General features: G+C 52.3%; 22 protein-coding genes. 12 read left to right on the top strand and 10 right to left on the bottom strand.

The window, feature by feature from the left end; all coding sequences use genetic code 11:
* The first annotated feature begins 4 nt into the window (after window positions 1–4).
* The 3 genes from JTN23_RS11155 (at window position 5) to JTN23_RS11145 (ending at window position 3,714) form a co-directional block, all read left to right on the top strand.
* A complete protein-coding gene (locus JTN23_RS11155) occupies window positions 5–244 on the top strand; it encodes a hypothetical protein (RefSeq protein ID WP_247234906.1) in 240 nt (79 codons plus the stop codon).
* The gene (locus tag JTN23_RS11150; protein ID WP_247234905.1) at window positions 219–1,121 is read left to right on the top strand and encodes a YihY/virulence factor BrkB family protein; all 903 of its coding nucleotides are present in this window, start codon (window positions 219–221) and stop codon (window positions 1,119–1,121) included. The genes JTN23_RS11155 and JTN23_RS11150 overlap by 26 nt, the downstream gene beginning before the upstream one ends.
* A 112-nt stretch (window positions 1,122–1,233) precedes the next feature.
* Window positions 1,234–3,714: a transglycosylase domain-containing protein gene (locus JTN23_RS11145; RefSeq protein ID WP_247234904.1), complete on the top strand. Its 2,481-nt coding sequence runs from the start codon at window positions 1,234–1,236 to the stop codon at window positions 3,712–3,714.
* A gap of 24 nt (window positions 3,715–3,738) precedes the next feature.
* Here JTN23_RS11145 and JTN23_RS11140 read toward each other — a convergent pair whose 3' ends face one another.
* From JTN23_RS11140 to apaG, 3 genes are all read right to left on the bottom strand, one after another.
* A complete protein-coding gene (locus tag JTN23_RS11140; RefSeq protein ID WP_247234903.1) occupies window positions 3,739–5,091 on the bottom strand; it encodes a monooxygenase in 1,353 nt (450 codons plus the stop codon).
* A gap of 82 nt (window positions 5,092–5,173) precedes the next feature.
* Entirely contained in the window at window positions 5,174–5,947 is a 774-nt protein-coding gene (locus tag JTN23_RS11135; protein WP_247234902.1) for an O-methyltransferase, read from the bottom strand.
* 72 nt (window positions 5,948–6,019) lie between these two features.
* Window positions 6,020–6,406, bottom strand: coding sequence for a Co2+/Mg2+ efflux protein ApaG (gene apaG, locus JTN23_RS11130; protein ID WP_207508814.1), 387 nt, complete (start codon window positions 6,404–6,406; stop codon window positions 6,020–6,022).
* Between the two features lie 106 nt (window positions 6,407–6,512).
* Between apaG and ung the strand changes: the two genes are divergently transcribed.
* Window positions 6,513–7,178, top strand: a complete 666-nt coding sequence (gene ung / locus JTN23_RS11125; protein WP_247234901.1) for a uracil-DNA glycosylase — start codon at window positions 6,513–6,515, stop codon at window positions 7,176–7,178.
* 73 nt (window positions 7,179–7,251) lie between these two features.
* Here ung and JTN23_RS11120 read toward each other — a convergent pair whose 3' ends face one another.
* Complete coding sequence (locus tag JTN23_RS11120; RefSeq protein ID WP_247234900.1) at window positions 7,252–7,626, bottom strand: Dabb family protein; 375 nt, start codon at window positions 7,624–7,626, stop codon at window positions 7,252–7,254.
* A 433-nt stretch (window positions 7,627–8,059) separates the two neighbouring features.
* Between JTN23_RS11120 and JTN23_RS11115 the strand changes: the two genes are divergently transcribed.
* Window positions 8,060–9,049: a zinc dependent phospholipase C family protein gene (locus tag JTN23_RS11115; RefSeq protein ID WP_247234899.1), complete on the top strand. Its 990-nt coding sequence runs from the start codon at window positions 8,060–8,062 to the stop codon at window positions 9,047–9,049.
* Here the strand turns inward: JTN23_RS11115 and JTN23_RS11110 are convergent.
* Window positions 9,039–9,965, bottom strand: coding sequence for a sugar phosphate isomerase/epimerase family protein (locus tag JTN23_RS11110; RefSeq protein WP_247234898.1), 927 nt, complete (start codon window positions 9,963–9,965; stop codon window positions 9,039–9,041). The genes JTN23_RS11115 and JTN23_RS11110 overlap by 11 nt on opposite strands.
* A 96-nt stretch (window positions 9,966–10,061) precedes the next feature.
* On the opposite strand from JTN23_RS11110, the gene JTN23_RS11105 reads away from it, so the two are divergent.
* The 3 genes from JTN23_RS11105 to JTN23_RS11095 all read left to right on the top strand — a co-directional run bounded on the left by JTN23_RS11105 (window position 10,062) and on the right by JTN23_RS11095 (window position 12,151).
* Window positions 10,062–11,264, top strand: coding sequence for a class I SAM-dependent rRNA methyltransferase (locus JTN23_RS11105; RefSeq protein WP_247234897.1), 1,203 nt, complete (start codon window positions 10,062–10,064; stop codon window positions 11,262–11,264).
* Window positions 11,265–11,292: 28 nt separating this feature from the next.
* Complete coding sequence (locus tag JTN23_RS11100; protein WP_247234896.1) at window positions 11,293–11,484, top strand: hypothetical protein; 192 nt, start codon at window positions 11,293–11,295, stop codon at window positions 11,482–11,484.
* Between the two features lie 313 nt (window positions 11,485–11,797).
* Window positions 11,798–12,151, top strand: a complete 354-nt coding sequence (locus tag JTN23_RS11095; protein WP_262918506.1) for a DUF1801 domain-containing protein — start codon at window positions 11,798–11,800, stop codon at window positions 12,149–12,151.
* Window positions 12,152–12,155: 4 nt separating this feature from the next.
* Here the strand turns inward: JTN23_RS11095 and JTN23_RS11090 are convergent, their stop codons facing one another.
* The 4 genes from JTN23_RS11090 to lpxK form a co-directional block, all read right to left on the bottom strand.
* Complete coding sequence (locus JTN23_RS11090; protein WP_247234895.1) at window positions 12,156–15,071, bottom strand: PD-(D/E)XK nuclease family protein; 2,916 nt, start codon at window positions 15,069–15,071, stop codon at window positions 12,156–12,158.
* Between the two features lie 89 nt (window positions 15,072–15,160).
* Window positions 15,161–15,754 carry a MiaE family protein gene (locus JTN23_RS11085; RefSeq protein WP_247234894.1) on the bottom strand — a complete coding sequence of 198 codons (594 nt, stop codon included), beginning with the start codon at window positions 15,752–15,754 and terminating at the stop codon, window positions 15,161–15,163.
* Between the two features lie 156 nt (window positions 15,755–15,910).
* Window positions 15,911–17,893: a putative porin gene (locus JTN23_RS11080; RefSeq protein WP_247234893.1), complete on the bottom strand. Its 1,983-nt coding sequence runs from the start codon at window positions 17,891–17,893 to the stop codon at window positions 15,911–15,913.
* A 4-nt stretch (window positions 17,894–17,897) separates the two neighbouring features.
* Window positions 17,898–18,992 (bottom strand): tetraacyldisaccharide 4'-kinase, encoded by a 1,095-nt coding sequence (gene lpxK, locus JTN23_RS11075; RefSeq protein ID WP_247234892.1) that lies wholly within the window; start codon window positions 18,990–18,992, stop codon window positions 17,898–17,900.
* Window positions 18,993–19,031: 39 nt separating this feature from the next.
* On the opposite strand from lpxK, the gene JTN23_RS11070 reads away from it, so the two are divergent.
* Window positions 19,032–20,135, top strand: coding sequence for an o-succinylbenzoate synthase (locus JTN23_RS11070; RefSeq protein ID WP_247234890.1), 1,104 nt, complete (start codon window positions 19,032–19,034; stop codon window positions 20,133–20,135).
* A 4-nt stretch (window positions 20,136–20,139) separates the two neighbouring features.
* Here JTN23_RS11070 and hemF read toward each other — a convergent pair whose 3' ends face one another.
* Window positions 20,140–21,072: an oxygen-dependent coproporphyrinogen oxidase gene (gene hemF / locus JTN23_RS11065; RefSeq protein WP_247234889.1), complete on the bottom strand. Its 933-nt coding sequence runs from the start codon at window positions 21,070–21,072 to the stop codon at window positions 20,140–20,142.
* 275 nt (window positions 21,073–21,347) lie between these two features.
* On the opposite strand from hemF, the gene JTN23_RS11060 reads away from it, so the two are divergent.
* From JTN23_RS11060 to JTN23_RS11050, 3 genes are read left to right on the top strand one after another with little or no spacing between them, the layout of a single operon-like run.
* Window positions 21,348–22,385, top strand: a complete 1,038-nt coding sequence (locus tag JTN23_RS11060; protein WP_247234887.1) for a sensor histidine kinase — start codon at window positions 21,348–21,350, stop codon at window positions 22,383–22,385.
* Entirely contained in the window at window positions 22,382–23,158 is a 777-nt protein-coding gene (locus tag JTN23_RS11055; protein WP_247234885.1) for a LytR/AlgR family response regulator transcription factor, read from the top strand. Before JTN23_RS11060 ends, JTN23_RS11055 begins: the two co-directional genes overlap by 4 nt.
* Before the next feature lie 48 nt (window positions 23,159–23,206).
* A complete protein-coding gene (locus JTN23_RS11050) occupies window positions 23,207–23,788 on the top strand; it encodes a hypothetical protein (protein WP_247234883.1) in 582 nt (193 codons plus the stop codon).
* The last annotated feature ends 25 nt before the right edge of the window (window positions 23,789–23,813 follow it).

The following is a 23,813-nucleotide window of genomic DNA, read 5'->3' as shown; positions in this document are numbered from 1 at the left end:
CACTATGTCACCACCACTCCTGACCCTCAGCTACCTGCTCAGTACCTACTACTTCACCCTCCCCGTTTCAAAGATCATTCAAACAATAGAGCCGGTATTGGTAGTTAAGCATGTAACCCATTATAGTTCATTCTTTTACTCATCCATTCGGTACGTTGGCCAGAATCAAAAGAGTCGTAAAAAAGTCAGCTACGGGTACGGGCCGATTGCTAAGGCTGATGAAGAAGGCCCTGATTGTGCTTAAGCAGAACGACCCGCTCAGGATGGCCGGGGCTACGGCCTTTTTTACCACGTTCGCTTTACCTCCCATTCTCATCATCCTGGTTCAGCTCTTCGGGCTGATCATTAACCCTACTACCCTCAGTTCGCAACTAATCAAAGACATTGGAGCTATTATAGGAAAGGAAGGGGCGGCCCAGATCAATCTGGTGATCGAAAACATAAGGGCACTTAACAAGGAATGGTACGTGGCCCTGGGTGGCTTCCTGTTTCTGATGGTGATAGCCACCACCCTGTTCAGCGTCGTTAAAAACTCCCTTGATCAGATATGGAGTATCCGGGTCAAGGACAAACCCGGCCTGAAATTCAGGCTTAAGCTGCGGCTGCGGTCCCTGGGGATTATTCTGCTGGCGGGCTTGCTGTTCATCATAGGTGTACTGTCCGAGGGGCTGATGGCTCTGATTGGCAACTACCTTGTATTCCTGCTCCCGGACAACAGCATGATAGTCAACTACCTGATCAATGAGCTGTTTTTTATCGCTATTGTCACCATATGGTTTTGTATACTGTTCAGGTACCTGACGGATGGTCGCCCGGACTGGAATCTGGCCCTGATGGGTGGGTTCTTTACGGCGGTGCTGCTCAATGGCGGAAAACTCATACTCCGCTGGCTCCTTACCTACAACAATATCAGCACCATATACGGAGCCTCCGGGTCCATAGTACTCATTATGCTGTTTGTTTTCTACTCCTCTATCATTTTTTACTACGGGGGAGCGTTTATAAAGGTACTTAGTGATACCCAGCGCAAACCGATCAGGCCCATCAGAAAGGCGTACCGCTACGAACTATATGAGAGTAAGGTAGAAGAGAAACCTCACTACTTCAGACCAAAAACCTAAGCCCTATACGAGTATCACAGACTTTTTGCCCGCTAATTAGTTGTAACTACACCGGGCATAGCTTTTTTATCTGATCCGGCATAATCCACAAGTACAACAAACTACTTAAACCTTGGCAAGGACATTTTGGCAAAAGAATTACCAGCGACTGCAAAATCTATTTTCTGTTTCCTACTGGAGGCAACTACCTCACCGTATCCGGACCTATAACTGGAGGGAGGTCAAGTTTAAAGATGTTCTTCGAATCACCTTCTTTACCATCGTCGGATTTACCATCCTGTTTGGTACGGCCTGCGTTGCCTTCATTATTGCGGTCTGGATGGGATTTTTTGGTGAGATCCCATCCCGTAAAGAATTACGGGACAAACGTAACGATACCGCCTCGGAGGTGTACTCGGCTGACAGTGTACTGCTCGGCAGGTACTTTATCTATGACCGTACCAATGTCAGCTATAATCAGATCTCACCGGTAACCTTTAAGGCACTCGTAGCAACCGAAGACGTCCGTTTCTATAAACATCGGGGGGTAGATATGCGAAGCCTGGGTCGGGTGGCCGTCAAGACGCTCATGATGCAGGACGAAAGCTCAGGGGGTGGTAGTACGATCACCCAGCAGCTGGCCAAAAACCTCTACCCGCGACGGGACTACCGGTACCTCGAGATGCCCATCAACAAGCTGCGGGAAATGATCATGGCCCGTCGGCTCGAAATGGTTTACAGCAAGGAAGAAATCCTGGAACTGTACCTGAATACCGTATCTTTTGGAGGTAATATATTCGGTATTGAACGAGCCTCCCGGTACTTCTTCAATGTACCTGCCAGTAAGCTCAAAGCTGAGCAGGCGGCGGTACTTATCGGGATGCTGAAGGCCACTACCTCGTACAATCCCATTAACCGTCCCGAACGGGCCAAGCTCCGGCGTAACGTGGTACTGAACCAGATGGCCAAGTACAAATACCTTACTCCCGAGAAGGCAGAATCGCTCAAGAAGCTCCCCCTGAAGCTGACCCGTGAGCAAAAGGTACAAAACGAAAATATCGCCCCCTACTTCCGGGAGCAGTTACGTCAGGAACTGGCCGAGTGGTGCTCCAACCAGACCAAACCGAACGGTGATCCGTATAACCTGTACACCGATGGTCTGAGGATATATACTACCATTGATTCAAGGGTACAGCAGGCCGCCGAGCGCGCTGTACGTGCCCGCATGGCAGCTTTGCAGAAGCAATTCAACGAACACTGGAAAGGACGTACCCCCTGGGGCAACGACAAGACAGTACTTGATAATGCTCTAAGGGTATCCCGAAGATATCGGGTACTGAAAGAGCAGGGACTATCGGATGAAGAGATACGGGAAGTATTCAGAAAGCCGGTACCCATGACCCTGTTCAGCTGGAACGGCCCCGTCAAACGGACCATGAGCCCTATGGACTCACTGGCCTACTACCAGCGTTTCCTGAACACCGGCTTAGTGGCGATGAACCCCGAAACAGGTCACGTACTGGCGTGGGTAGGCGGAATCAACCACAATCTGTTCAAGTACGACCACGTGCTCTCCAAGCGGCAGGTAGGCTCTACCTTTAAGCCTATTGTATACGCGGCTGCCCTGCAGCGTGGTATCGAGCCCTGTACGTACTTCCCCAATGTACTTACTACCTATAAGGAATACGAAGACTGGCGCCCGCAGAACGCGAGCAACCGATACGGTGGTAAGTACTCCATGAAAGGGGCGCTCTCCAACTCACTGAATACCATTTCGGCCCAGTTGATCCTGAAAGTTGGGGTAGATCCCACCATCCGGCTGGCGCGTAATATGGGTATCAGGAGTGAGCTTCCACGGGTACCTTCCATAGCACTGGGTACGGCTAATATCTCCCTGCTTGAGATTGTAACGTCCTATACGGCCTTTGCCAATGAGGGACGGCGCAGCGAGCCCATCTACGTAACCCGCATCGTCGACCGGACGGGACGGGTACTACGTCAGAACAGACCCGAACGCGGTAAGAAAGTACTTATTGCCGAAAACGCAGCCCTTATGCTCGGCATGATGAAAGCGGTGGTAGAGGATGGCAGCGCCCGGCGTCTGCAGTCGGAGTTTGGCCTGAGGCTGGACATTGCCGGCAAAACCGGTACCACCCAGAATCAGAGCGATGGCTGGTTTATAGGTATTGTACCTGGCCTGGTAGCGGGTGTGTGGGTAGGTGCCGAAAGTCCGCTGGTGCGCTTCCGTACCCTCGAACTCGGCCAGGGCTCCAGCACCGCCTTACCGGTCTGGGGAGACTTTGTTTCGCGACTGGTCAAAGATGATGAAGCGTCTGTTATAAAAGGTACCAAGTTCGAGGCTATAACTCCTGAAATAGAAGAACTCCTCAGCTGTGCCTCTTATATACCCGATCCGCCCAAGGAGGATGACTCCTTCTTTGACCGGGTTCTGGAATCACTCCCCTTTAATCTGGGGAATCCGGAGCGCCGCCAGGAGCGTATGGAGCAACAGGAAATCCGCCGTCAGGAAAGAGAAGAGCAGAAAGAAAGAAGAGGCAACCGCCTCCGTAACCTGTTCAAGCGGAAAAACAGAAATGATCCCCAGGAAGAATAATAAGAATAATCAGATCATCTTTGGCTACTCTTCGTAGTAGTAGCCAAAGATGATTCCCATTTCCTCCTCACTCGTGAGCCCGAATCGGATGGTCTGGTTGGTGGTGTTATTATAAGTAATCTCGGAGGTAAGGCCTTCGCCCGCTTTCAGTTCAATAGGCGCCGGGAAGTTCTTGATCAGCGGATGTTCCCAATCGGTACTTTCATATACAACTTCCCCATTACGAGGCCCTCCATTGATCCTGATCACAAACTTCTCACCCCGGCTGTGGGTGTGCGATGTCAGCATCAGTACCTTAATGGGCTTCTTGAACGTAAATGTCTTAGACACCGTGGTACGCTGCCCGGCCGCCAGGTTAAGGTTTTCATTGGCCAGATTCAGTGATTCTACAACGTGCTTTACCTTTTCTTTCGGAGTCGTGTACAGGTTAACATGTACTTCTCCCCGCATCGTCTGATCCGTCTTGTTTACATAGTGCGAATTCATATCATATGAGGCGCCAGCAGGTACCCGCAGAGCCGCTCCTTCCGGAAAGGTATAGTCGTGGCTGGGCGTTTGGGTGCCGGTCCAGAAGACATGGTTCTGCATGGAGGCAAAGGTTCCGAAGTTGATTCCCCCATTGGCATTGCGGAGGTCACGCAGGTCATTAAGCGCCGGCAGTTTCGACTTATCAGCAAAATCGTACAGAATAAAGTGGTGGCTACCGGGGCGCATTTTTATCTCCACCCGGTGTACATATAGTTCTTCATTATTGCCCACCATACGACGACTGAACAGCTCCCGCTCAAAGTTGGGCGCTACCTCAAAAGGTCCCAGTCGCATTTGTACGCCCTGCCCGGCAGCCGGAGCTGTTAGCCCTTCAAATTCAACCTGGTTCGCGGGAGTTTTATCACTGAGCAGCGTAGTATCCACTACATTGCCGGTACGCGGTGCTCCCGCTTCTATCCACCGGCGGATAAATTCCGTCTGGCCCACACTCAGAGGCTCCCCTCCCATGGGCATGGGCAACCCGTACTGCTTGCCGCCGTGGTGAGAGGTGTCCCAGTTGAGCTTATGGTACAGCAGGCTCTCGTTGGAGTTATACGGCTTTACCCGCATCATGCCTTCGCTCTTAGCATCCGGCTGGCTGGAGAGTTTATTGATCAGATTCTCGTAGGATTTGCCTTTGGCCAGTACCAGGCTATGCTGTCTGAATGAATTATCACTTTCGGAGGCGTGGCAGCCTGCCGTGGCGCAGGTAGGTGTAAGGATCCGGTCCTGAATCAGGTCATAGGTGGCTAACTCAGCCGGCTCAGTTGCGGGAGTGTTTTCCTTGCAGCTCACTACCGCGGACGCGGTAGCCGCCAGCAGCAGGCCGTAGAAGTATATCTTTTTCATAATCAGGTATGGAGATGCACGCGTAGATATTCAAAGAAACTAATCTTTGGTAAAATAACGGCAGGTAGGGGCAGTAAATTGGTCAGAAACGCAAAACAAAGTTTTCCTTTACCTGCTCTTTCCGGAAAAACACCAGCCCGATCCAGAACAGATCTACGGTTACCGTCACCTGCGGATGTGCCTTGATGTACTCCCAGGCCCGGGTCATCTCGTCGGACCAGTAAATATCATCAAAAATATACAGACTCTCGTTGGAGGCATGGGGCAGGCAGGTCTCAAAGTACCTGACGGTAGGCTCGTACCGGTGGTTGGCATCGAAGTACACCATGTCCAGCGGCTGATCCAGCGCTTTCAGCGTCTGCCCCAGGGTTTCGTCAATATTACCCGTAACTACCTTAATCTTTGATTCGCCGGCTTTATCAAAATTGGTACGCGCCAGCCGTACCGTTTCGGGGCAGCCTTCCAGGGTGATTACTTTTCCTTCAGGATTGGCTTTGGCAAAGTACAGCGTGGTAAGACCCAGGGAAGTACCCAGCTCGAGTACGGTAGCGGGCTGTAAGTGACGTACCAGCCGGTGGAACAATCGCCCAAAACGCTCGGGCTTTTCGGCATTTTTGGCAATCTGACGTACCTTCCGTTTATTCGAGCGGTTGACGCGCGAGCCCGCTCCCAGATCCAGCACTTCTATTTCTTCGGTGGAAGCCAGCATCTGCTTCCGGAGAGTCCGCAGCTGAGCATAATCAGGGTGCTGGTCTCTGGGACGGATTACTTTGGTATACAGATCGTAAACAAAAGGCGAATGTATAGAATGCTCATTACCAGAGCGAAGCAGGTACTTGATGTAAGAGATAACCAAGGAGACTACAAACGTTTAATTAACACTACCGGCAAAGAAACGGCTGATTGGTAGGATAAACAAATGTACGGGTTAATTGAGGCGATAAGGTACGATGAGCGTGAACTCCGGAATCACCACCCGGAACTGTCGGCCGTCCAGTACCCGCTCCATCAGGTAGGTACCGGCCATCTTACCCAGGTTGGTACGCAGGTTACAGCCCGATACGTACTCGTGTACCTCACCGGGCTCCAGTACAGGCTGCTGCCCTACCACGCCTTCCCCCTCCACTTCGCGGACGGTGCCGTTCGAATCGTAGATAAGCCAGTGCCGACGCAGCAGTTTAATTGTATTTTCGCTGTGGTTTTCTATTACTACCTTGTACGTAAATACAAAATGAGCCTGACGCGGACTTGAGTAGTCCGGCTGATACTCAGTCAGGACGGTCACCTTTACACCCTCAGTCACTTCAGATACCATACAGCGTAGGAAGAGATTTTTTTGTTAAACGAAAATAGTGAAGCTAAGTTTATAAATACAAGCCTCCATTCCTATTAATTTTAACTCTCAATTTTTATTCCAGCCCATGAACGTCCAAATCGAAGAATCCTGGAAAAACCGACTTCAGCCCGAATTTGAAAAACCATACTTTAAGGACCTGATTCAATTTGTTAAAAAAGAATACGAAACCCAGAAGGTGTACCCGCCCGGACGCCTGATATTTAATGCTTTCGACAAATGCCCCTTCGATACCTGCAAGGTAGTCATTCTGGGGCAGGATCCCTACCACGGACAGGGGCAGGCGCACGGACTTAGTTTCTCCGTCAATGATGGGGTGCGGAAGCCTCCTTCGTTACTGAATATTTTCAAGGAAATACAGGACGATTTGGGCAAGCCCGTCCCCACTTCGGGAAATCTGGAACGGTGGGCTGTACAGGGAGTACTACTACTTAATGCCACGCTGACCGTGCGGGAAGGAGATCCCGGCTCGCATCAGGGCAAAGGCTGGGAAACCTTTACCGACTCAGTCATCAAGCACCTCAACGACGAGAAGGAAGGGCTGGTGTTTATGCTGTGGGGTAAGTACGCGCAGGAGAAAGGTAAGATCATCGATGAGGCCAGACACTATGTACTTAAAGCGACCCATCCCTCTCCCATGGCAGCCAAATGGGGAGGTTGGTTTGGTACGAAGCACTTCAGCAAGGCCAATGAGTACCTCAGGTCCCGAGGACAAGCCGAAATAGACTGGTAACTATCCAGATACACCCATAAAAAAGAGCCGACTCATAGAGCGGCTCTTTTTTTAACTAATCCTCTTCTTCTTTTTACTTCTCAATGTCCGAATTGACTTCCAGCACATTTTCCCAGTGTGCTTTGTTGGAAGCAACGAAGGCCTGGCGCTTGGGGTGGCTGGTGAAAGAAGCGATGCCTTCTTCGTTTCGGAACGTAATGTAATGTACTACATCAAACTCGCCGCTGGTACCTTCGTTATCCAGTACACGACCGGCTGAGTAGCCTACTATATCGGGTATCTCCCGGCGCAGGCCGGCAAACTCGCGCAGGTGCTTGTCAATGTCGGCCTGGGTGGCATCGGCTTTGAACTTCACACATACTACGCGCTGCATCCCGGCTTTCTGGTGGGGAGTATAGGCTCCGTAGATTATCAGCATAAATACACCCAGTACAAAGACCGGGACCATGTATCCGAAAAATTTATTTTTAGGCTTCATTTTTTAATCTTGACTGCTGGAAATGAGTGTTGTGTATTATTTACCTCACAAAGGTATAAAGATTTTTAAATATTGAACTATTCTAACAAAAAATGTTACTAATTTTGTAAAATAGCTACTTCGAAAAATATAAATGATAAATACTGGCGAAGGAAGAAATAAAATTTGGAGACCTGTAAATGAATAATTCATCTGGTAGAAGAAGAGGCTACTCTTTTTTATATAGGCCAGCCTTAAAAAATGTGTAAAACGGAAAAACAGGATTTTGACTGAGAAGCTTTTGCCTATAAAACTTTCAGTTTCAGCAAATATGGCAGTTATGAGAGAAAATAAAGGTTCGAAATTTTCTTTGGTACCGGTTCTCCCAAATATGGGTGGCTTGAAGAGAAAATTTCAGATTTTTTTGAATCGCTTGTCCCTGTTTGCCCTCCTGCTCCTGCTTTCTCTAGTTTCTTTTGGCTTCCGCCCCCACTGGGGCTTCTGGGCTCACCGTCATATCAATCGCCTGGCGGTATACCGTCTGCCGCCCGAGATGCTGGTCTTTTACAAGAAACACATTGGGTACCTGGCCGATAACGCCGTCAACCCCGATCAGCGCAGGTACGCCGTAGTCGGTGAAGCCGAACGCCATTATATAGATCTGGATGTGTACGGTGACAGTGCTTTGCAGGTACTGCCTCTGTACTGGTCAGCGGCGAAGGAAAAATTCGGCGAAGACAGCCTCCGTAAGCACGGCATAGTACCCTGGTACATCCAGACCGCCACGTACCAGCTCACCGAAGCCTTCCAGGCCAAAGATGCCCGGCGTATCCTGCGAATTTCGGCGGATCTGGGGCACTATGTGGCCGATGCTCACGTACCCTTACATACGACACGCAACTACAACGGACAACTCACCGGGCAGGAAGGCATTCATGGCTTCTGGGAGTCGCGCCTGCCGGAGCTCTTTGCCTCCCACTTCGAGCTGTGGACCGGTCCTGCTACCTATATAGAACATCCGGCCCGAGCCATATGGGAAGCCGTAGCCCGTACACACGCGGCCACGGATACGGTGCTGCTCCTGGAAAGACAGCTCAGTCAGGAATTCAGCGACGACCGGAAGTACAGCTACGAAACCCGCAACGGGGTACTGGTACGGACGTATTCAGCGGAGTTTTCCAGAAAGTACCACCAGCTGCTGCAGGGGCAGGTAGAGCGGCAGATGCGAGCCTCAGTGCGTATGGTGGCCGATCTGTGGTATACCGCCTGGATCAACGCCGGTCAGCCTGATCTGGCTCCCCTGTCGGAGCTACGGTTTACGGAGGAGGATAAAAAACAGGAAGCCGCCGAGCAACAAGGGTGGCTGCGGCGGCTTCTGCGGGTAAGGCCCGAGGCGGACGATATTACACCTTAGTGGCTCCGGTGAGTTGCTTCATGTACTGAGCATTCTGATCCATACTGGCCATTACTGACTCAGGATACTCTTCCTGCTCCACGATATAGTGCTTCATGCCGTTGTCGGCAGCTCCCTGCAGTATCTTGGCAAAATCTATGATACCCTGACCGAGGTTAACCGAATGCGGCTTGGGCTCGCGCTGCAGATCCTTGATATGGCACAGCTCGTAGCGGCCGGCGTACTTGGTCATATGCTCAACGGGATCTACCCCAGCGGCTACAATCCACATCAGGTCCAGCTCATACATTACCAGCGATGGATCGGTGTTGTCCAGCAGGATCTGCTGGGGCATCTGTCCGTCCAGCGTCTGGAACGAGTAGTCGTGGTTGTGGTAGCCAAATCTGACACCAGCCCGGTTACAGATTTCACCCCGTTTGTTAAATTCCTCGGCCCTTCTTTTCCACTCGTCCAGCGACTTCTGCGCGCCTATGTATGGCTGAAGCACGTAGCTGAGTCCGGCTTCGGCGGCCTGTCCAGCCAGCTTTTCCAGATCTTTGGTAGTATCAGCGTGGGTACTTACGGCTGTCATACCTACCTCATCCATATAGGCCTTGAATTCTTTTGGAGTCATTCCCCAGAATACCCCCTGGTCTCCCTGATAGCTCTCGACCTTTTTGTAGCCCAGGCCTGCCAATTGCTTGATCACGCCCTTGGGATCCTTGCCGATGAGGTCGCGCACACTGTACAACTGGATACCAAATTCAGAGGCGGCAGCGACCGTAGCCGGGCCAGCTGTGGTAGTAGAATCTCCTTCGGCGGTGGCTCCTCCTTCGCTGGAATTACCCGAATTGGAACAGGAAGCAAGTGGCCAGGCCAGTGAACCGGCAGCAGCCATACCAGCAGCTTTCAGAAAGAAACGGCGATTGTATGCCATAGATAAGTAAGCTTAGGGTTAATTTTTAACTAATTTTGTATGATTACTTACAGCTATAAGGCTGCAGAAGGCCGAATTTAATTGATAAATCCCGAAATGACTCCTAACAACACTTCATCATATAGCGAATTACCGCGTATCATTTTACACAGAGGAAAGGAAGAAGCCCTTAAACGCCTGCACCCGTGGGTGTTCTCGGGGGCTATCGCCAAAGCAGATAAACAGGTGCAGGACGGTGACCTGGTACAGGTAGTTGGCTCCGGGGGGCAGTTCCTGGCCATTGGCCACTACCACGACGGCAGCATCAAGGTACGCATCCTGACCCACACCCCTACCGACATCGGACCCGAGTTCTGGGAAAGCAAGTTCCGCAACGCCTACGAGGCCCGCCAGCAACTCGAACTGCCCGCTACTAACTGCTACCGCCTGGTACACGGCGAAGGCGACGGCCTACCCGGCCTGATTGTCGACTACTACAATGGAGTGGCCGTACTGCAGGCACATACCATAGGCATGCACCGCACCCGGCATGAACTGGCCGAGGCCCTTAAGAATGTAATCGGAGAAGACTTAAAAGCGATCTACGATAAGAGCAAAGAAACCCTTCCCGGTTCGTATGCCTCCGGCATCCAGAATGGCTACCTGTACGGCGAAGTGGCCCTGCCGCATAAGGTGGAAGAGTACGGCCGTACCTTTGAGATAGACTGGGAGAAGGGACAGAAGACGGGCTTCTTTCTGGATCAGCGCGAAAACCGCAACCTGCTGGCTCACTACGCGGCTGGCAAGAAGGTCCTGAATGCCTTCTGCTACTCGGGTGGATTCTCAGTATATGGTCTCACGGCCGACGCGGCCGAAGTACATTCGGTGGATATTTCGGGTAAAGCCATGGTACTTTGTGAGAATAATGTAGCCCTTAATGAGGGGCAGGAGCGTCACCATGCCATTACGGAGGATGTGATGAAATGGCTCAAAAACGAAGAGGAGCAGTATGATATCGTAGTACTGGATCCACCGGCCTTTGCCAAAAGTCTGTCGGCACGGCACCGGGCTGTACAGGGGTATAAGCGGCTAAACTCCGAAGGTCTCAAACGGGTAAAGCCGGGAGGACTGCTGTTTACCTTCTCGTGCTCACAGGTGGTAGACCGGGAGCTGTTTTATAATACCATTGTAGCAGCATCAATGGAAGTAGGGCGTCCTGTGCGGGTACTACATCAGCTTACGCAGGGTCCCGACCATCCGGTCAATATTTTTCACCCCGAAGGTAGTTACCTCAAGGGGCTGGTCGTGCGGGTAGATTAATCTAAACCCAACAGGAAAAATAACAGCAATGGAATTTCTGGAATACTTAAAGCAGAAAAAAATAAACGCGCAGGCTTTTGCGAAGGCGGAGCCTGATCGCTATCAGGAGTGGCAGGAGCTATTCGGAGCCATGCATCCGGATAGCTTCACTACTCAGAAGAAGTTTCTCATCAATGAAGTACGCAGGCGGTACTTGCTGCCCAGCGAGGAAAAGAGCTGAGGCCAGTTACGGACAAATAGCAGAATAAATGGCAGAAGTACTACCATCACCAGGCAGGTAACAACCAGCGCTACCAGCCAGATAATTCCCATAACGATTCGCATAAGTACTGCTGTCATACCTTCGTCTTTCATGTATAAAAGACCAAGAGTGTGCCAGTAGGGTTGGAATAGGCCCTAATCAAAAAATAACAAGAACGACCACTTGATAACTTTTTGTTGATTATGAGCTATTTTATTGACAACTATGGCCTTTGTAACTACTACTATATTAGCCATTATCTGCTCTTACCGGAAGCAACGTTATTTTAGAAATGACGGCTGAAGATTACTTTGTCCAACAAAATCCCCAAATACGTAGAACCTTATACGCTTTGCACAAGGTGATCCTGCTGTCGGAGGACAACATCACCTGCAAGCTAAACTGGGGTATTCCCTTCTATTACTACCGGGGCTCATCGTGGTGCTACCTCGCCTACATCAAAAAGTGGAATTGCGTAGAAATAGGTTTCACGAAGGGCCACCTGCTAGGCAATGAGGCAGGAGTACTACTGGAGCGGGGCCGAAAAACCGTCCGCTCCATTGAGTTTAAGACCTACGATGATTTTGTGTTTCGAGAGGAAGCCATACGGGAAGTTATCCAGGAGGCTCTGCTGCTCCAGAACTAGGCACCTACCGGCCACAGATACCGCGGTAATCACAGTAGACACATACGTTGAGGTCCTGCGTCTGCCGGAAGGGTACTTCCGGGTTCAGCAAGCCACTAACCAGCTCTTTGAGCAGCCGCTCCGACTCCGCAATGAAGGGCTCCGCCCCACCATCTTCAACCAGGTCCAGCTGACTGGCTTTGAGACTAGTCGGATCCCGGAAGGAATAGAAGCCCGATTGAATCCGGTAGCTTTCGGAGGGGTACGTCACATCATTAATCACCAGGCCAGAGCCGTCCACCATCTTTTTATACATAAGGTACTTGTACAGCCATAGTTGCCGCTCGTAGCCCGCTTTGATATCCGTATCCGTGAGTAGTATCTGCTCTTTTTTGGCCGGGTCAGACAGGCTCCTCGATCCACTCAGCTGCACGCTGCCGGTTTTGTAGTCCATCACGTACAGGGTACCGTCATCGCTCAGCTCCACGCGATCGATCTTTCCGCCTATCTGTATCGTGACCGGACTCCCTCCTATCTCGAACTGTACCTCCGCGCGCAGGGGCTGTTCGGCGGCAATGACCCTCCGGCGCGGCTGGGCAGCCATCTGGTGGTTCAGGAAAGTAAGGATCTGCTGCTCCCCGATCTGATAGTAGATGCGGTTGAGTCCCTCCTCAGTCACGTACCCCCGGAATAGCTGCTCAAATTCCTCCCGGAGTACGGCCCTGATCTGCTCCTCGGTAGGATCTATACCCAGGAGGAAGTACTCCTGGTCGAGGCGCTCGAGGCTGGCGTGGAGCCAGGTACCTATCTTATCCATGCCCAGGTCCTCCTCAATCTCTTCCTTGTCCTCTACCCCTACGACATGTTTCAGATAGAACTGCATGGAGCAGCGGACTAGCTGGTTGAGGTGGGTTGGGTAGAGGCCCTTGGTACCTAGCTGCATCCGGATGGATGCCAGCATGGGCTCATCCTTGAGGACCTCCTCGCTCAGTTTCTCCACCTGCCGCTCCTCAAACTCCACTACTTTATTTATGACCTGAATGGCCTTGTTGTATTGCGTCAGCTCAAACTCCACCTGCTGCACAAAGCGGCTCTTTTCGCCTCCACCCGGCGAGTCGTTGGTACTTACGTAGAGCATATGTACGTCCTTAGCCCGCTGAAGGAGCCGGTAAAAGTGGTATGACATCACGGCCTCCTGGTGCTGGTGCGTAGGTAGCCCCACCTCCTGAGCAATGTCAAAGGGAATGAGCGAATTCTGCTTCTTGGCCTGGGGAAGTACGCCCTCGTTGAGTGACAGAATGATGATCCGCTCAAAATCAAGCGCCCGGGTCTCGAGCATACCCAGGATCTGTAACGGGCTGATGGGCTCCCCACTGAACGGGATGCGCGTCTGCCGGATGAGCTCGTACAGGAACGAGCGCAACGTACGCAGCGTCAGGGGCTCAGAGCGCCTCTCGAGTGTCTGCTCAAATTGCTTGAGCAGCGTATAAAACAGGTACAGGTACTCTGTCTCCAGGGCGTTCTTATAATCACGGTATACCTCCCGCAGCAAATCTATCAGATCATAGAAGGTCCTGAGTACCTGCCTGGGATTGTCCTTGGCCCAGCGGGTAAACAGTACCTTGAATAACCCAAGGTCCTGACCATCAGCGATGGTAGAGAGCTCATCGCCACTCAGGAAAACGCGGTTATTTTCGTTGATCTCCCGCAGGGTACGCTGGATAGCGGTCAGTCCGTCGGCGCCGGGTACCATGGCGATCTGCTCGTAGTGCCGGATAAACGGGTGGTTAAGTACCTTGGTGATGGACTTATGGTTGAACTTGGGGATGCGCAGCGTGCGACCATCCTTGGTCTTGAATTCAGCTACATTCTGCTGCAGCTCAAATACACAGTCGATCAGGGTGTACAGCATGGAGTTCCGCAGTGAAAGCCCCATGGTCACGTTCAGGTCCGTAATCCCCTCGTCCAGCGAGTACAGCATGGGCAGGAGCAGGTTCTCATCGGCCAGTACGATGGCAGTCGGCACGGGAGCCTCCGGTTCATCCCCCGCTTTCATATCGGCGTAGAGTTGTCCGGCTACTTTGGTCTGTAAGGTAGCGTTGGGTACCGCGTAGGTAGTGATGGTCTTGGCCGAGCTGATCAGTCCCTCTCCCATCCACTTCCAGCCTCCGAAGGTGGCATTGTCACGGTACTCCCGCAGGCTGATACCCGCTTCTACTCCGGTGTTCTCGTTCATGTAGTACCGGTCCGTATCCCAGAGTACCTCGGCGCGGCTGGCTTTCACGAGTTTCTGAATAATCTTCTTCTCGGACTCCGTAAAGGCGTTGAACCCGGCGAAGTAGATCATCTCGTAGTCGGTGCGGCCCAGCAGGAGCTCGTCGACGTGCTCGGCGAGCTGGCGGTAGGCCATTCCCCGGTAGGCTTGTCCTTTATCGAACAACCTGGCCCGGAAGGCGGCGTATACTTTCTTGATGTTTTCGAAGAGTGAGAAGTACTGCTTGGTACCTCCCGTATTCGGCAGATTGCGCCCCTCCGGTAGGTCTTTCTGCCAGCGCTCCACGGCCTTTGCCTCCGACATGTAGTCGAAGAGGTAATCGGTATCGACCAGGTATTGATCTATTTTATCCAGATCACTCATCAGTACCGACGCCCAGCCCATAAACCGGTCAAACTGCACCTGTGGGTCTATCTCCTTGAAGGTTTCATATAGTTCAAAGAGCAGACTCACTGAGTCGGCTACTTCCAGGGTACAGATACCTTCCACAAAGTCGTCAATGGCCTGTACCATTGGGCTGATGAGGGGCGTCTGGGTGGTATTGGCCAGCTCCTGCTTCACATAAAAGGCGGCCCGCCGGGTAGGTACCACGATGGCGACCTTTTCCATGGAAGAACCATGCCGCTCTAATATATGCTCTGCTACAAGATGGAGGAAGGTAGTCATGTTCAGTATCGGGTAGGGTTATGGTGCGTAGGCGGAAGCTGAGTCCGCACGGGTACTATAAATATTTGCTTCTACAAATTTACTACTTATTAATGCATACGGTCACCGCGTGCCTCAAGAGTATTAATGATTTCGGCTTCGGCGGCCAGGAGTTCTTTCCACCGCTGGCGTACCTGCTCGTGGGGCATGTACTCTTCGGCCAGTTCTATAAAGGTACGATAGTGTCCGGCTTCAGATACCATCAGTTCATGATAAAACTTCCGGAGGCTCTCATCACTGATATGTTTGGACAATAACTTAAACCGCTCACAGCTGCGCGCCTCGATCAGGGCACAGAACAGCAGCTTGTCCAGGAAGGCCCGGTTAAAATCCCCCTTCTTATAAAGTACTTCCCGCAGGCGATTTACGTATTCATCTTTGCGCTGGTGCCCCAGGGGAATGTTGCGCTTGCGGAGTTCTTTGATTACCCGCTGAAAGTGCCCCCACTCTTCCGCTACGATGGGCGTAAGTACCTCCACCAGCCTGGTCTTTTCGGGATAGTATACAATGAGAGATATACAGGAAGAAGCCGCTTTCTGCTCACAGTACGCGTGGTCAATCAGGATCTCTCCGATCTGCATCTCGGCAATATTCACCCACCGCGGATCAGTGGGTAGTTCAAGTCCCAGGGTAGTAAGTGACATATATTTATAGCTTTAGGCTATAGGCTGTATGCCTTAGGCTTTTGATTTTCTAATTACTTATTACTTATTCTTCTCATCCCGCTCCTGCACCAGATAGATGTTGATTTTATCACCTGCTTATTGCATACAGCCTACTGCCTACTGCCTGTAGCTCAATTAATCAAACAACGGCCAGCTGATACCAAAGCTAAAGGTACGACGGAGTCCCAGGTAGCCGGGCGTGGTAAAGTAGCCGGGTACGCCCAGGCCTTCGTTGAGGTGCGACATCTTCAGGAGCAACCGGACCCTGTTGATGCGCATATTGGCAAATACATCCACTACGGCGTAGCGATCTACCATGAAGTTGTTCTGCAGGTAAAACTGCTGCGTCAGGGGCATGTAGGCATCGGCCAGGTAGGACGACTTGTAGTGAACGGCCGTACCCAGCTGAATGAACAGTACCTTGGCGTAAACAAAGTCGTAGGTCAACTGCCCGCTGAAGAACAGTGGCGGAATGCGTATGACATCCGGGTTGGAGTTGACCGTATAGAAGGCAAGGGCCGAAGCATTCCAGCGGTTGGCCGTCCAGCGCATGGCGGTACCCATGCGCAACAGGCTGAACGAACCTCCCAGCTGCTGGGGCCGGGCGGTGCTGTCGTAGTACACGTAGTTGGTGACCAGGTGGTACTGCATTTCGGGCTCCAGCGTTAGCCGGCCCAGCCGCAGGGGAATAGAACCGTACAGGGTATTGGCCCCGGTCAGGTTAAAGTTGTTCCGCCACAGCATGTGGTTGCTGACGTACCGCTGCATGATCAGGTCGGGCGTCCAGAAGGCGGTCTGGTACCCGGCCCGTATCCAGCGGGTCGATAGTTCACCGCGGAGCAGGAAGTCACGACCCAGCAGGTGCTGCGCTTCGGCCGTCAGGTGCTGGGTAGAGTCCTTCAGGTAGTAGCTCACCCACAGCCCCAGGATATTCTCAAAGCGGGGGCCGAGCCGGTAGCTAGCCGACGTGGAATCGGTCAGGTTATAGGAACCCTTCATGGTATAGATACGCTGCCGCAGGTAAGCCCGGTAGTTGAAGCCCGAGAATACCCCTTTGATTCCCATCTTGTTTTCCAGGATGCGGTAGTCTACTTCCTGCCGGGTTGTATCCTGGTCAAATATCGGGGAAGGGTACACGCCGTTGGTGGCTCCGCGCTGCGGATCAGTATCATCATAGCGGTTGATAACGCGGCGGTACTCGGCCTGCTGGAACAGCTGAAAGCCGTTGGCCAGCCGGTACTGGTGGTACAGGTGGAATACGTTGCGGCGCTCCCACGAGCGGGTATTGTCCTCCAGACGAGCAGGCCCCTCGTATTCATAAATATCCGCGATGGCGCCTGTGCTATCCGTCAGAAGTCCCCCCTGCTCTTTGACCTGGTGATTCAGGTGGCGAAAGTGCCCCAGGAGTATGTACTTCTTATCTTTGGAGGTATAGTTGGTATGGGCCAGAAAGGTCCAGTTCTGAGCCAGATTGGCTTCGGAGTTGAGGGCACTGAACACACCGTACTGCTTGTTGGAGGTAAAGCGCTGAAACTGGAAGCCGGCGTTCAGTCGGGGGTTGATGTTCTGATTGAAGCCAAACCGGACTATATTGCGGCCACGCCCCCCCATGAAGAAGGTCATATCCGTAAAAGGTGAGCGGGTATTGAAGTACTGTACTTCGTCGGCCCGGATCGCGTACGGATCATACGCCCGGAAGCCCAGCTCGGCTCCTACTTCGGTACGGGGCTGGAAGAATACATTGCGGGTAGCCGTACCCAGATTACCCAGATCCACCAGCCGTTCCCACGAACGATCCACCCACGTCCAGCGGTGAAAATTGGTGAGAGTGGTATCGACCCGGTAGCGAACCGAGTCACGGTTGTTGAGTATATCGTCCTCAAAAAAATGCAGGGCTGTATTGGGGCCGTAGATGTTTCTGGTACTGTCGTCGAGTTGTACTCCACCCCGTGAGCCACCTCCTCCGAGTCCCCCACCACCGCCACCGGGCATTCCTCCACCACCACCGGGCCTTCCACCCGGAAGCCGGAGGCCTCCCGGCAGTCCCTGCCCGCGTGACGCGGTACTTAGCAACAGACCAATGAACAATAACAGCAGTAGGTATCGGTTCCTTTTCATACAATCATTTAATTCCCCGGGCGGCTTCCAGCATGGGTGTTTGGATAGCCTCATCCAGCCATTGCGCGAATGGCTCCTGATCCGTCCCAAAATCCATACGGATGGGCAGATACAGGAATTGATCGGCTACCCCGGCTGCCGTAGCCAGAGGGTAAAGCTTGACCTTGTCTTTTTCGGTCGTAACCACAAAAGTACCTTTTTTTACGTATTTCAGGAGGCTCTCGAGGTCAGACGGTCCGTAATCGTGATGGTCCGGGTATATAACTTCTTTTAGTACCTTAAAATTATCACGGAGGTAGTCCAGAAATGGCTCCGCCCGCGCTATACCGGCCAGGGCCACTACCTCGACAGGATGTTTGGCGCCACTACTGTACCCCACCGGCTGCTCATAACGCACCGATGCAAAAAAGACCGGCGTGCCCGGGCGCGTATAGCGGCTGATCCGCTGCCTGATCTCTTCCTTAGCTTCGGCGGCCAGCCGGGCGGGGCACTTGGTCACTACGACGGCATCCGCCCGGCTGGCCCCACTCCGTCCCTCGCGCAGGTACCCGGCCGGAAACGGGTGGTCCCGGTAGAAAGGACGGTTGTAATCATTGAGCAGGATGTTGACATGGGGTCGAATGCCCCGGTGCTGGTAGGCGTCGTCCAGCAGCAACAGCCCTATGTGGGGAAACAGGGTACTGATCTGCCGGCTACCCTCGGCCCGGTTCTCACAGACCGTCACCTTTACTTCCTCCCCGAATTTCTGAAAGTACTGCAGAGGCTCATCACCAATAGTACGGGCTGTTGCATCCGGATCAGCCAGTACAAATCCTCGGGTACTTCTGCCGTATCCCCGGCTCAGCGTAGCTATTTTTTGCTTATCTTTAAAATAACGAATCAGGTACTCGACCATGGGCGTCTTTCCCGTCCCTCCGACAGTCAGGTTTCCCACCGATACTGTAAACTGAGCAGGTGTAAATGAGGAGAATACCCCCTGATCATATAGTATAGTACGTAGCGCAGTAATACCCTCGTAGAGCCAGGCGACCGGTTGCAATAGTGTAACCGTTCTGTGATGTTGGCCCTCCGAAGTACTATTGTTACGTTTATTTTTCATATAATTGAGGTTTGTTTTAGACTCTGACTCTTGCCCTTCATGTCATTAAATATTGAATACCAGCCATATAACCTGGATTTTAGATTCGAAGCAGGTACTTCCCGCGGGGTACTTACTAAGAAAACTTCATGGCTGATCAAAATATCGGACGAAGAGCAACCAGGCATAGAAGGGTACGGTGAGTGCGGACCGCTTAAAGGGCTGAGTGTCGATGACCTGCCTGACTTTGAAGAACAGCTGGCCGCTGTGTGCAAGCTGTTCAATAGCCTTGATCTGGAAGTATTCCCGTTCAACCTGCCCATCATACTCCAGCAGGTCATCCCTGACCACCTGCCTTCGGTAAGGTTTGGCGTAGAAACGGCACTACTTGATTTCATGAACGGAGGTACCCGGGTTATTTTTAATAATGCGTTTACGAGGGGCGAAAAAGGCATAGCCATTAACGGACTGATCTGGATGGGTAGCGAAGATTTCATGGCGCATCAGATCGAAGATAAGCTGGACCATGGCTTTACTACCCTCAAAATGAAAGTCGGCGCGCTTGACTTTGAGCAGGAGTGTCGGCTATTAAGCTCCATCCGCTCCCGCTACACCCCCGACCAGATCACGCTACGCGTGGATGCCAACGGTGCGTTTGACGCCAGCGAGGTAACCGAGAAGCTCCAGCGCCTGGCGGAGTTTGAACTGCACTCCATCGAACAACCCATCCGTACGGGACAGTACGACCTGCTTACCCGGCTGTCAACCAGCTCTCCGATAGATATAGCCCTGGACGAAGAGCTCATCGGCAAGTTTGACTACATGGAGAAGTTCAGCCTGCTCAAAAAGATCCAGCCTCCATTTATCATCCTGAAGCCTACGCTACTGGGAGGATTTCAGCATTGCCGGGAGTGGATCGAGATAGCCCAGCGGCTATCCATTGGCTGGTGGATTACCTCCGCCCTCGAATCCAACATTGGCCTTAATGCCATTGCCCAGTTCACGGCTCAGTATGATAACGCTCTGCCCCAGGGCCTGGGAACGGGTAGTCTCTACCACAACAATATTCCCTCTCCCCTTACCGTAAACCAGGGCCACCTTCACTACATAGGTACTACCAACTGGGATCTTTCCTCCATCCAATCGGGCTGGATTACCGCCTGATCCGTTACTCGTGGGTGACCCAGTCAATTCCTTTCTGAAGCAACTCCATGGTACGGGCCTCGGGGGTACCTTCTTCGGGTAGGTAGTTGTACGCCCACTGGGCCTGCGGCGGCAGACTCATCAGGATGGACTCAGTACGCCCTCCCGTCTCCAGACCAAACTTAGTACCCCGGTCCCACACCAGGTTAAACTCCACGTACCGACCACGGCGCAGGTACTGCCACTGTTTCTCCCGCTCCCCGAAAGCCTCGTCCCGGTGCTTACGCATCAGCGTGGTATATATAGGGGCAAAGCTCTCTCCTACTCCCTTTACGAAATTAAACAGCTGATCTTTGGTATGCTTGCCAACCGCTGATTCCTCCCCCGCTGCACAGGGCTTAAGGTAGTCAAAGAAAATACCTCCCACCCCCCGGGTTTCTTCACGGTGCTTGATGTAGAAGTAGTCATCCGCCCATAGCTTGTACTCGGGGTAAAAGACCGGATCGTGCTGGTCGCATACGTCTTTCAGCTGCGTGTGAAACCAGCGGGCATCCTCCTCTACTACGTAGTGGGGCGTGAGGTCAATGCCGCCGCCAAACCAGCTGGTACCGTTGCTGAGCTCAAAGTACCGTACATTCATGTGGATGATGGGTACCCGTGGACTATGCGGGTGCATCACAATAGAAACACCGGTGGCAAAAAAATGCGCCTCCTCGTGCTCGGGTAGCTCCATCTGAGCCCGCAGTCGCGGATGTACCTCCCCCCGTACTCCCGAAAAGTTAACGCCCCCCTTTTCGATGACGGCACCATTCTGGATCAGCCGGGTGCGGCCTCCTCCCCCCGAATGATGCTTCCATTGATCCTCTTCAAATTGACCTACGCCGTCCTCCTGTTCGAGGGCCGCGCAGATCTGATCCTGTAATCCTTTAAAATATTCTTCTATTTGGTGAGCTTCCATATAGTGGCTACTGGTAATGTGGTATCGCCGCCTTGCATAGCTATTTCGACGCTTTGGCGGGAACTGCAAAGCTACAAGGAAGTATTCATATATCCCTATACGCCTTTTTATCCATAAAAGAGGCTACCACTACGGATCACTACCTCTTTACGTACGGGTCGGTATACTGATTCTACCAGTGAGTCAGCTCAATGGGTCAGTCAGTAGGATCTTCATTGGCAGACCGGAATTCTGTAACTTATTTTGAATCAACAAACACAGCAAAAAGCTCACAAGTGAAACTCACCGACAACTACCGCGTACGCATCATAGGAATTGCCGTGATAACGGCACTCCGCTTCGGGTTTTACAGCAGTGAGATGCTGGCGGGAACAGTACCTTTCAGCTGGGAAGGTGTGCGGGACAATTTCATCTTCACCTTTATTTCGGCCATCCTGATGTGGGAAGTCAGCCGGGCGGTGGTGGTGTATTTTCATAAGATATCTCCCATTTCCAAATCGTCGGATTGGCGATTTCTGGTAGAAGCGCTCTATCTGTTAGCTGCCAACGGGTTGCTGTACGCGCTCACCATGGCCCTGTACTTTTACCTGGACTTTGAGGCGCATCCGCCTTATGTATTTATATTGTTCGGGTTCCTGGACCGCTTTCTGTACGGCATTCTTATCGGAGGATTTTACGAGTTGCTGTTTCTGGTAAAGGCCTGGAATACGGCTACGCAGGAAGCCGAACAACTCAAAAAGGTAAACCTGCTGGTACAGCTCGAGTCTCTGAAAAATCAGGTAAAGCCTCACTTCCTGTTCAACAGCCTCAATACCCTCACCGGGCTGGTAGAAACCGATCCCGACCGGGCGGTGAAGTTTATTGCCGAGCTGTCGAAGGTGTACCGCTACCTGCTGCAGAGCAACGAAAAGGAACTGATCGGGCTCAGCCAGGAGCTACAGTTTACGGAGGCTTACTTCTTTCTGCTGCAGACCCGCTTTGGAACCGGCATATCCCTCGACGTACGGGTAGACGAAAGTGCACAGCAGCTTCAGATACCACCCCTGACCCTTCAGATCCTGGTCGAAAACGCCGTGAAGCACAATCAGGTATCGGTGCGGAAGCCCCTGCGGGTGGAGATCAGATCCGAAGAAAAGTGGCTGGTGGTCGAAAATAACTTCCAGCCCAAGCGACAGGCGGCTCCCTCCAATGGCATGGGCCTGAACAACATCACGACCAAGTACCGCCTCCTGAACCAGCCCCAGGTGCAGATATTCAACGACGAAACCAACTTTACGGTCAAAGTACCCCTCTTAACTCCCCTACCCGCATGAAACTATTTATCATTGAAGACGAGGCCGTGGCCTCCGAACGCATTCAGGAACTGGTACGCCGAGCCGCTCCTGACGCCCATATCATAGGAGTAGCTGATAGCATCGAAGAGAGCGTTCGCTTCCTGAACGAGCACCCCATGCCGGACCTGATCCTGATGGACATCGAGCTGGTAGACGGACAGAGCTTTGAGATATTCAATGAAGTAACGGTGACCTGTCCCGTCATATTCACGACGGCCTACGATGAGTTTGCTCTGAAGGCATTCAAGGTACACAGCATCGACTACCTGCTCAAACCCATCCAGCTCGAAGACCTGCAGAACAGTCTGAATAAGTTTCGTCAGCTGCAGGCTGTGTACAGTAACGGTCCGGCGCTCAACGTCAATCAGCTGATTCAGGAACTACGAAGTACGTCCCTGCCGGCCACCCCCATCTTTAGGCAACACTACCTGGTGCGCCAGGGTCAGCACCTGATATCGGTGAGTATCGAGGACGTAGCCTACTTCTACAGCGAAGACCGGGTTACCTTTCTCAAAACCCACGATGGCCGCTACTACGCGCTGGACTACCCGCTGGAAGAAATAGAGCAACAGGTGGACCCGCAGCAGTTTTTCAGGGCCAGCCGCAAGTACCTGGCTACCCGGCGGTCCATCCACCACATCTATGTACACCTCAACGGCAAGTACAAGGTAGACCTCAAACCTGCCATCAAGGACGAACTACTGGTCAGCCGCGACCGGGCTCCCGAGTTCCGGAAGTGGCTGGGTGCCTGACCTTTCACCGAAACCATTTTATCCAATAACCATAAATAACAAGTAGCCATGAAAAACAAAACACTTTCACTCCTGGCCCTGCTGGGCGCTCCTACCATGACTCTGGGTGTACTGGCAGAGTATCACATCCCCGCCCTCGGCAACTCCTGGTTTACGGGACTGTGGGGTATTACCTACATCACTACCTGGATAGCTGGAATAGTATGTATGCAACGACTAAAAGCCACGGGCACCAGTACTTTGGGCAAAGCACTGCTCTGGATACTCATCGGTACCCTTACCATTGCCGATATTTCCAATCTATTCTGGATTATCTACCCCGCTGGTAAGCCAGAGGCCTTCTTCTACCTGGACCTGTTCTGGCCGCTGAGCCATCTGCTGATGCTGCCGATAGGTATTATGGTGACCCTGGCCAAAGGCCTCCCGGGCTGGTACCGGTACATACCCCTGGTGCAGGGATTCTGGCTGCCGGTGGCGCTGGGTTCGAAGATTGCCTGGGGCGAAGTGGAGGGATCGCTGTACCTCGGGTGTGTATACTCACTTGTTGTATGGAGTATTATGAACCTGATCCTGTACAGACAGAGTGAGAAAAGCGGGCACGACACATCTCCCATACTGCAGACCGCCTGATACCATTCTTCAACTCTATAATTCA

It is taken from the genome of Telluribacter roseus, assembly GCF_017355915.2.
Taxonomy (GTDB): Bacteria; Bacteroidota; Bacteroidia; order Cytophagales; family Spirosomataceae; genus Telluribacter.
Note: the sequence above shows the minus strand (reverse complement) of the source record. Positions and strands in the feature narration are given on the sequence as shown.

Excerpts from the sequence above, each read along its gene's own strand:
- JTN23_RS11155 (WP_247234906.1), top strand. The coding sequence starts at position 5 with ATGTCACCACCACTCCTGACCCTCAGCTACCTGCTCAGTACCTACTAC.
- JTN23_RS11150 (WP_247234905.1), top strand. The coding sequence starts at position 219 with ATGAAGAAGGCCCTGATTGTGCTTAAGCAGAACGACCCGCTCAGGATG.
- JTN23_RS11140 (WP_247234903.1), bottom strand. The coding sequence starts at position 5,091 with ATGAAAAAGATATACTTCTACGGCCTGCTGCTGGCGGCTACCGCGTCC.
- apaG (WP_207508814.1), bottom strand. The coding sequence starts at position 6,406 with ATGGTATCTGAAGTGACTGAGGGTGTAAAGGTGACCGTCCTGACTGAG.
- ung (WP_247234901.1), top strand. The coding sequence starts at position 6,513 with ATGAACGTCCAAATCGAAGAATCCTGGAAAAACCGACTTCAGCCCGAA.
- JTN23_RS11120 (WP_247234900.1), bottom strand. The coding sequence starts at position 7,626 with ATGGTCCCGGTCTTTGTACTGGGTGTATTTATGCTGATAATCTACGGA.
- JTN23_RS11110 (WP_247234898.1), bottom strand. The coding sequence starts at position 9,965 with ATGGCATACAATCGCCGTTTCTTTCTGAAAGCTGCTGGTATGGCTGCT.
- JTN23_RS11105 (WP_247234897.1), top strand. The coding sequence starts at position 10,062 with ATGACTCCTAACAACACTTCATCATATAGCGAATTACCGCGTATCATT.
- JTN23_RS11100 (WP_247234896.1), top strand. The coding sequence starts at position 11,293 with ATGGAATTTCTGGAATACTTAAAGCAGAAAAAAATAAACGCGCAGGCT.
- JTN23_RS11095 (WP_262918506.1), top strand. The coding sequence starts at position 11,798 with ATGACGGCTGAAGATTACTTTGTCCAACAAAATCCCCAAATACGTAGA.
- JTN23_RS11090 (WP_247234895.1), bottom strand. The coding sequence starts at position 15,071 with ATGACTACCTTCCTCCATCTTGTAGCAGAGCATATATTAGAGCGGCAT.
- JTN23_RS11085 (WP_247234894.1), bottom strand. The coding sequence starts at position 15,754 with ATGTCACTTACTACCCTGGGACTTGAACTACCCACTGATCCGCGGTGG.
- JTN23_RS11080 (WP_247234893.1), bottom strand. The coding sequence starts at position 17,893 with ATGAAAAGGAACCGATACCTACTGCTGTTATTGTTCATTGGTCTGTTG.
- lpxK (WP_247234892.1), bottom strand. The coding sequence starts at position 18,992 with ATGAAAAATAAACGTAACAATAGTACTTCGGAGGGCCAACATCACAGA.
- JTN23_RS11070 (WP_247234890.1), top strand. The coding sequence starts at position 19,032 with ATGTCATTAAATATTGAATACCAGCCATATAACCTGGATTTTAGATTC.
- hemF (WP_247234889.1), bottom strand. The coding sequence starts at position 21,072 with ATGGAAGCTCACCAAATAGAAGAATATTTTAAAGGATTACAGGATCAG.
- JTN23_RS11055 (WP_247234885.1), top strand. The coding sequence starts at position 22,382 with ATGAAACTATTTATCATTGAAGACGAGGCCGTGGCCTCCGAACGCATT.
- JTN23_RS11050 (WP_247234883.1), top strand. The coding sequence starts at position 23,207 with ATGAAAAACAAAACACTTTCACTCCTGGCCCTGCTGGGCGCTCCTACC.